1 protein-coding gene and 1 pseudogene are annotated in these 1,949 nt (G+C 61.1%); both read left to right on the forward strand.

The annotated features are described in order from the left end of the window. Positions 1 to 296: 296 nt before the first annotated feature. Positions 297 to 416, forward strand: a pseudogene (locus tag ACR0IP_RS23050) (IS481 family transposase); the annotation flags it as partial. Positions 417 to 533: 117 nt separating this feature from the next. Next, positions 534 to 1,739 (forward strand): IS256 family transposase, encoded by a 1,206-nt coding sequence (locus tag ACR0IP_RS23055; protein WP_480528144.1) that lies wholly within the window; start codon positions 534 to 536, stop codon positions 1,737 to 1,739. Positions 1,740 to 1,949: the final 210 nt, after the last annotated feature.

Here is a 1,949-nt window from a genome sequence, read left to right on the forward strand (position 1 = left end):
TCATGGAAACGCATCTGCTGTCGGTCTCGAACGCAATCCTGCGCAACCGCAGCTGCGGTTCCGAGGATCAGCTGCCACTTACCGAGAAACGACAATGATCCATGGAGAGCGCTGTGGCTGGCCAATATCCGGCGGGAATTGCTTTAGGCTGATCGAGAGTATGTTTTCTCCTGCGCCGTTCATCACCTTATTCGGTGTGTCGTCCGGGATGGACATGACACTTGGGGCGACGGCTCCAGGTGTTTGATCCCAAGGTTTGATGGTGCGATCCATTCGACGGAATGGAAGGATGCCTTATGGGACAGATACGTCACGGCTGCGCCACGACAACGCACGCCATCCGAGCAACAATACAGCGATCGCAAGCTTCGAACGCGGAGCTGAGCCGTGAGCTTGGCATCAACGTGAAGACGTTAGTGTCCGAGGACGTGGTGTAATTTCCTCGGCGTTGCCGGTGTAATCCGGGTGGCCATCGAGGTGTATGGTCGAGGTGGAGTTTCGACGCTTCAACCCCGAACCACACGGAGACCCCGATGACCAAGACCACAATGGACCTCAGCGAACTTCTGGAAAAGCACGATCAAGGCGATTTCCTTCGCGCCGTTGCCGAAGCGGTCCTTCAGCTGATCATGGAGGCCGACGTCGAGGGCTTGATCGGCGCCGGCCGTCACGAACGCGCCGAGGGTCGCACGACCTGGCGGAACGGTTATCGCGAGCGCGCGCTCGACACCCGGTTGGGCACGCTGAACCTCAAGGTCCCCAAGCTGCGCCAGGGCAGCTATTTCCCCGGCTTCCTGGAGCCGCGCAAGACCTCTGAGAAGGCTCTCGTCGCGGTGATCCAGGAGGCCTGGATCGGCGGCGTCTCAACGCGCCGGGTCGACGAACTGGCGCAGGCCATGGGGCTTTCCGGCATCTCCAAGAGCACCGTGTCGAAGCTGTGCAAGGACATCGATGAACGGGTCGGCGAGTTCCTCAACCGCCCGCTCACCGGCGAGTGGCCGTACCTGTGGCTGGACGCCACCTATCTCAAGGTGCGTCAGGGCGGGAGGATCGTCTCGGTCGCTGCGATAATCGCCGTCGCAGCGAACACGGACGGGCGCCGCGAGATCATCGGCCTGGGGCTTGGCCCATCAGAGGCGGAAACGTTCTGGATGGACTTCCTGCGCTCTCTGAAAGCCCGCGGGCTCGGCGGAGTGAAGCTGGTGGTCAGTGATGCGCATGTCGGTCTGAAAGGGGCGATTGCGCGGGTATTCGAGGCCACCTGGCAACGCTGCCGCGTCCATTGGATGCGCAACGCCCTGGCGCATGTCTCAAGAGGCCAGCACACCGTCGTGGCCGCCGCGATCCGCCAGGCCTTCGATCAGCCCGACCGCAAACAGGCTGGCGAGACATGGCGGCATGTCGCTGATCAGATCCGTTCGCGCTGGCCCAAACTGGCCGGGCTGATGGACGAGAGCGAACACGACGTGCTGGCCTACATGGCCTTCCCGCGCCAGCACCGCACAAAGCTGCACAGCACCAACCCGATCGAGCGTCTGAACAAGGAAGTGAAGCGCCGCGCCGATGTCGTCGGCATCTTCCCCAACGAGGCCTCGATCATGCGCCTCATCGGCGCAGTGCTGTTTGAGCAGAACGACGAATGGCAGACGCAGAACCGCTACATGCAGGTCGAAGCCTTCGCGCAGATCGATACCGAGGAGACCGATCCTATTCTCAGCATCACTACCCAAGCCGCCTGATCATGACCTCAGGCCACTCGCATAATTACACCACCTTGACGGACGTGACCCCGGTGCGCTGGCCTTGCAGTCACATACTGAGATGCTGAATCATGAACACAGTTGTTGAAACTTGACACTGATTGTAAGTCCGGGCGCATTGTCTGACGCGCTGATCAAAGCCCCGTGCCGTGTTGCAATTGCACGGACCAGGGCCAGACCCAAGCCGTT

It is taken from the genome of Ruegeria sp. AL11 (assembly GCF_056540865.1).

What these genes read in the sequence shown, in the direction of transcription:
- ACR0IP_RS23055 (WP_480528144.1), top strand. Translation starts at nt 534, where the DNA reads ATGACCAAGACCACAATGGACCTCAGCGAACTTCTGGAAAAGCACGAT.